This is a genomic window from Streptomyces sp. 13-12-16, assembly GCF_002114215.1.
Classification (GTDB): Bacteria; Actinomycetota; Actinomycetes; order Streptomycetales; family Streptomycetaceae; genus Streptomyces.
The window spans coordinates 22,026-27,439 of record NZ_NCTE01000509.1 but is presented as its reverse complement, the minus strand read 5'-3'; the positions used below and the strand labels follow the sequence as shown (position 1 = coordinate 27,439).

At 70.1% G+C, this 5,414-nt stretch carries 8 protein-coding genes, 1 tRNA gene and 1 pseudogene; 6 read left to right on the top strand and 4 right to left on the bottom strand.

What is annotated here, in order from left to right; genetic code table 11:
* Together B7767_RS48165 and B7767_RS20580 are read left to right on the top strand one after the other, a co-directional pair.
* Positions 1–250, top strand: a pseudogene (locus B7767_RS48165) (hypothetical protein); the annotation flags it as partial.
* A gap of 63 nt (positions 251–313) precedes the next feature.
* Positions 314–970, top strand: a complete 657-nt coding sequence (locus B7767_RS20580; RefSeq protein ID WP_085573489.1) for an NAD(P)H-binding protein — start codon at positions 314–316, stop codon at positions 968–970.
* Here the strand turns inward: B7767_RS20580 and B7767_RS20575 are convergent.
* A complete protein-coding gene (locus B7767_RS20575) occupies positions 967–1,179 on the bottom strand; it encodes a hypothetical protein (RefSeq protein ID WP_085573488.1) in 213 nt (70 codons plus the stop codon). The two genes, B7767_RS20580 and B7767_RS20575, sit on opposite strands and share 4 nt — an antisense overlap.
* Positions 1,180–1,288: 109 nt before the next feature.
* Positions 1,289–1,370 (bottom strand) — tRNA-Tyr (locus B7767_RS20570).
* A 235-nt stretch (positions 1,371–1,605) separates the two neighbouring features.
* Here B7767_RS20570 and B7767_RS20565 point away from each other — a divergent pair.
* Positions 1,606–2,094 carry a YajQ family cyclic di-GMP-binding protein gene (locus tag B7767_RS20565; protein WP_030823445.1) on the top strand — a complete coding sequence of 163 codons (489 nt, stop codon included), beginning with the start codon at positions 1,606–1,608 and terminating at the stop codon, positions 2,092–2,094.
* 19 nt (positions 2,095–2,113) lie between these two features.
* Here the strand turns inward: B7767_RS20565 and B7767_RS20560 are convergent, their stop codons facing one another.
* Positions 2,114–3,472 carry a site-specific integrase gene (locus B7767_RS20560; protein WP_085573487.1) on the bottom strand — a complete coding sequence of 453 codons (1,359 nt, stop codon included), beginning with the start codon at positions 3,470–3,472 and terminating at the stop codon, positions 2,114–2,116.
* Entirely contained in the window at positions 3,465–4,100 is a 636-nt protein-coding gene (locus B7767_RS20555; RefSeq protein ID WP_143652563.1) for a helix-turn-helix domain-containing protein, read from the bottom strand. Before B7767_RS20555 ends, B7767_RS20560 begins: the two co-directional genes overlap by 8 nt.
* A gap of 166 nt (positions 4,101–4,266) precedes the next feature.
* On the opposite strand from B7767_RS20555, the gene B7767_RS20550 reads away from it, so the two are divergent.
* The 3 genes from B7767_RS20550 to B7767_RS46480 form a co-directional block, all read left to right on the top strand.
* Positions 4,267–4,470 (top strand): AlpA family transcriptional regulator, encoded by a 204-nt coding sequence (locus B7767_RS20550; RefSeq protein ID WP_085573485.1) that lies wholly within the window; start codon positions 4,267–4,269, stop codon positions 4,468–4,470.
* Positions 4,471–4,610: 140 nt separating this feature from the next.
* The gene (locus B7767_RS20545) at positions 4,611–5,024 is read left to right on the top strand and encodes a hypothetical protein (protein ID WP_085573484.1); all 414 of its coding nucleotides are present in this window, start codon (positions 4,611–4,613) and stop codon (positions 5,022–5,024) included.
* Positions 5,024–5,414: DUF2742 domain-containing protein (locus B7767_RS46480; RefSeq protein ID WP_085573483.1), on the top strand; the 391-nt coding region annotated here is incomplete at its 3' end. The genes B7767_RS20545 and B7767_RS46480, both read left to right, overlap by 1 nt.

Below are 5,414 nucleotides of genomic sequence, written 5' to 3'. Positions count from 1 at the left end.
GCCCGAGGTGCGCGTGGAGGCGGGTTTCCCGGCCGAGCTGCTGGCGGTCCGCGGGGACGGGCTCCCGGGGGCGCTGTCGCTGGGGTACAGCCGCATCGTGGTGCACCGGGGGCGGGTGGTGGCGCGGACGAGCGCGGTGCGGGAGTACTGCGGTCCGGCGGCTTCGATGGCTTCGTCGGCGTCGTCGGCGTCGTCGGCGTCGTCGGAGGGGGAACCGGGGCTTCCCCGGCAGGGCCGGGGCACCGCGTAGAGCCGGGCGGATCCCTGTGGCATTGCGCGGCGGATGGGGTGGTCCCGGCGTACGGTCGGAGGCATGCGCATTGTCATCGCTGGTGGTCATGGTCAGATCGCGCTGCGGCTGGAGCGGCTGCTCGTCGCGCGCGGGGACGAGACGGCGGGCATCATCCGCAAACCCGAACAGGCCGACGAGCTGCGGCGACTGGGCGCCGAACCGGTCGTGCTCGACCTGGAGTCGGCGTCGGTGGAGGAGGTCGCCGAGCGGCTGGAGGGGGCGGACGCGGCGGTGTTCGCGGCGGGCGCCGGGCCGGGCAGCGGTGTGGGCCGCAAGGAGACGGTGGACAAGGCGGCGGCGGTCCTCTTCGCCGACGCGGCCGTCCGCGCGGGCGTACGGCGTTTCGTGATCGTGTCGTCCATGGGCGCGGACCCCGCCCACGAGGGCGACGAGGTCTTCGACGTGTACCTGCGCGCCAAGGGCGAGGCGGACGCGTACGTACGCGGTCTGGACGCCCTGGACTGGACGGTCCTGCGGCCGGGTCAGCTCACCGACGACGCCGGGACCGGCCTGGTGCGCCTGGAGGCCCACACGGGCCGCGGCCCGGTCCCGCGCGACGACGTGGCCGCCGTGCTGGCGGAGCTGGTGGACACCCCCGCGACGGCCGGTCTGACCCTGGAGCTGATCAGCGGCCCCGCGCCGGTGTCGGTGGCCGTGAAGTCGGTGGCCGGCAACTAGAAGAGGGGCATCTGCCCCGGGAACTCCGGCACCGCGTAGCCGTCCAGCGAGGGCTGTTCCGCACCGAGCGGGGCGTGCCTGCGCGACCCGGGGCACGAGGTCAGTTCCCCGCTCCCCCGCGCGCCGGGCGGATCGTGCCGCGCGTACCGCCCGGCGACGACGGCGATCTCACGACGGCACTCGGGGCAGGAACGGCGGCGGGACGACATGGGGCCAGTGTGCCCTGGCGCCTCCGCCCGCGAACAGAACGCGCCCGCCAACACGAAGAGACCCCCTCCGGACTGCGTTTCCGCAGTCCGGAGGGGGTCTTCCCCAGTGTGGCGGCGCCAGGATTCGAACCTGGGAAGGCTGAGCCGGCAGATTTACAGTCTGCTCCCTTTGGCCGCTCGGGCACACCGCCTGGGTTGCTGCCGTCGAACCGCTTTTCGGCGGTGCTCCCTGGCAACGACGTAAACAATACCCGATGGACAGGGGTGCTTCGCCACCCGATTGATCGCCACCCGGAGGCCGGGGGGTGACTAGGCTGGTCCGGATGCGGCCAGGGACCGATGCCGGGCTCGGAGGCCGCTTCACGTACGCCGGTACGCATCCGGTGCGCAGCCCAGTACGCACCTCGATACAAGGAGCCACAGGACATGGCCGACTCCAGTTTCGACATCGTCTCGAAGGTCGAGCGGCAGGAGGTCGACAACGCCCTCAACCAGACCGCCAAGGAGATCTCGCAGCGCTACGACTTCAAGGGCGTGGGTGCCTCGATCTCGTGGTCCGGGGAGAAGATCCTCATGGAGGCGAACTCCGAGGACCGGGTGAAGGCCGTCCTCGACGTCTTCCAGTCCAAGCTGATCAAGCGGGGCATCTCCCTGAAGGCCCTGGACGCGGGTGAGCCCCAGCTCTCGGGCAAGGAGTACAAGATCTTCGCGTCGATCGAGGAGGGCATCTCCCAGGACAACGCGAAGAAGGTCGCGAAGATCATCCGCGATGAGGGCCCGAAGGGCGTGAAGGCCCAGGTGCAGGGCGACGAGCTGCGGGTCAGCTCCAAGAGCCGCGACGACCTGCAGACCGTCATCGCGCTGCTCAAGGGCAAGGACTTCGACTTCGCCCTGCAGTTCGTGAACTACCGCTGACCCGAGCGGCTGACCTGCACTATCGGGAAACGATCTTGACGGGAGGGCACAACGCGGGCACATCGCCGAGGACCGCCTCCACGGCCGCCCGCGTCGTGTCCTCATCGTCGGGCCACAGATGGGTGTAGATGTCGAGCGTGATCGACGGCTTCGAGTGACCGAGTCGCCGCTGTACCGTCTTCACGCTCTCGCGGTTCTTGATCAGCGCTGAGGCGTAGAAGTGCCGCAGGTCGTGCATGCTCGTCCCGTCCGGCACCCGGACGAGTGCGGGCTCCTCGCCTTCCGGCCGGCCTCGCTGCACCCAAGCCGCGTATGCCTCGGCGTACGCCTTGCTGAGGGCTTCGTTCGCCCGCTCCTCCGTACGCGCCCAGACGTGCGACCAGTTGGCCCGCTTCAGGACGTCGCCCCGCTCGGTGGTGAACAGCATGCGGGCCGTCCTGCGCTTCGGCTTCCGCGGGTCGGTCCGGTCCTCGATGTCGACCACGGCCGCCGGGTGCTGCTGAAGGTGGGCCGCGAGGGCGTCGACCGCGAGGCCGACCAGGGGCACGGTGCGGTAGCTCTCGTGCGTCTTCGGCTCGCCGAGGTACGGCTCGGGCACCTCGCCCTCGTCCGCGTCGACGTCCTTGTCCGGGGTGACCAGCTGCTGCCGCACGACCACCTCGCGCCGTAGGAAGTCGATGCAGTCGACCTCCAGGCCGAAGACCTCGCCCTGTCGGAGACCGGAGGCGACGGCGAGCAGGATCATCGCGCGGTACCGCGGTGGCGCCGCTTCGATCAGGGCGTGGACGGCGTCCTTGTGCAGGGGCACGATCTCCGGGCGGCGGACGTCCGGGAGCTTGATGCCGGCGCACGGGTTGATGGCGATCGTCCGGTCTCGTACGGCGGTGTGCATCACGGAGACCAGGTAGGAGAAGGTGACCCGCAGGGTGGTCGGGGCGAGTTCCTGTGACCGGTCCTTGACCCACGCCTGCACCTCGGACGGCCGGATGGACACGATGGGCCGGTCTCCGAACGTCGGGTAGATGTGCAGCCGCAGGGCCCGTTCGACGCGGGAGGACGTGCCGCCACGATGGACGGCCGTGGTGCGCCAGCGCTCGGCGACCGCGCGGAAGCTCTCCTTGCCGGCCGCCGGATCGACGTACAGGCCGCGGGCGAGGTCCGCCTCGATCGTGGCCGCGCGGGTGTCGGCCTGACTGCGCTTGGCGAAGTTCTCCTTCTGCTGCTCGCCGGCCGCGTCGCGCCAACGGACCTGCCAGCGCTTCCCCTTGCCGTGGTCCTTGCTGGGGACCAGGGCGCGGGTCTTGCTGGAGTGCTCGGGGCAGGGTTCGGCGCCCTTCTTCGGGCGGGAGAGGTGCCACCGGTCGTAGACGCTAGCCATCGGTGAGCTCCGCCTCGGCGATCCAAGCGGAAAGCTCAGCGCTGAGTTCGCGCGTGATGTGTCCTTGGCGGGCCTGACGCTCCTCGATGGGCAGGTCTCCTAGCTGCCGAACGCGTTCGTCGCGTTCCTGCGTGAGGCTGTGCCCCCAGCGGCTTCGAGCGGCCGTAATGACGTCCTGAACAGGCAGGTTCAGGCGCTTCGCCAGCGCTGCGTCCGCTTGCGCCGGCGTGCCGTGCAACGCGGTTCGGACGTCTTCGCTTCCATCGACGCGAACCCACGTCTTCTCGCCAACCAACCAGGCCCGGAGTTGATCACGCGTCACCGTAATGGCGTGCTGGGGAAAGTCGGACCGCGGTGTCAGCAACACGTCGCCCTCTCCTGCGAACAGCTCGGGCAACGGCGCGTCAAGCACCTCCCCGAGGACGATCAGTGCGCCGAGATCGAGTGTCTCGCGTCGACCGCTCTCTAGATCCGCAATGTGCGCTCGCTTCCAGGTGAGCCCCCGGGAAGAGAGCTGTGCCGCTGCGACGTCCTGAGTCCAGCGCTTGGACTTCCGTAGACCCCGGAGGTTGGCCCCTACGACAGCCCCCACTGTGGGCGGCGGTTGCTCTTCGCGCTCCGTCTCCATGGCCGTCAGAGTCGCACAGTTGCCGTGGGTTCACAACACACACGACTTCTCTCGTGTGGGTTGACACCACGATCGACGCCCCTCACTCTTGAATCACGGTTCGTGGGACGACCCCACGAACGATGATCGCCCGCTGCACTGCGGCTCGGAATGAGGATGATCACGGATGCGATCGACTTCCCCGTCTGAAGCACGTCGCCCTCTGGCGACGCCTGAGCAGATCGCCGAGTACTGCGGGGTACCGCTCGGCACCGTCTACCAGTGGTCCAGCCGTGGCGGCGGCCCGAAGTTCATCAAGGTCGGCCGGCACCTCCGGGCCCGCTGGTCCGACGTCGAGCAGTGGCTCGACTCCCAGACGATCGCCGCATGAAAGCGGCCCCCAGTTGGGGGCGCGGTGTTGGCGCACCGCGTGATCCCCGGGCTGAGGGCCTGCAACGTCCACCAATGACGAGAGCCCGGGTCGCCTCCTACAGCAGTCCCGGGCCCCTCGCCTCCATGAAGGAGAACGTCATGGGTCAGATTACGACCACCACCGCACAGAACGCCATCGCCTCCGCGCTGGAGGCGACCGGCCGACCGCACCCGCTGATCCCCGAGCAGCCCCGCCAGCACCCCGTGCCCAGCACTGCCGAGGTTGCCACCGCCCTGATCACCCGGGCCGTCCGCGAACGGCTCACCGGGCTCACCACGCACCCGCGGGACATCGCCGAGCAGCTGCACCAGGCCGTGGACGAGGCCTCCGCCGAGCACCTCGCCCGGCCGGACGTCGGCGGCTTCCCCCTCGAGGAGGCCCGCGGCCACGAGGCGTTCAGCACCGCCGGCCACGCGATCCAGCGCGCGCTGAACCTGTCGGCCAACCCGCAGGAGACCGCCGCCGCGCTGCGGACGATGCTCGACATGCTCGCCCACGAGGTCCGAGCCTGATGACCGCCCGCACCGCCCGTACCCGCCTGGCCAACACGGCCGGGCGGGTACGCCTGCACTCTGTCCCCCCGAACGCCGCCGCCGGTGAGGTCACCCACCTGCGGGCCTGTGCACAGGTTGAGGCGCTCCGTGTGGACGACTGGCCGACGTATGGCAGTCCTCAGTGGCTCCAACTGCCCTCGGATGACCCGCGGGTGTACGTCGCCACGCTGGAGGCCGCCGAATTGCACCGCCAGCACGTGGTCCGGATCTACGCCGACGCCCATACGCAGGCCCTGAACGTCCTTCAGACGGCCGCCGAGGTGCGAGCCGCCCGCACGGGCACGATGCGCACCCGGCCGCCTCACAAGCTCACGCCGACCCCGGGGTGGCCGCCGATCGCGGTCCCCG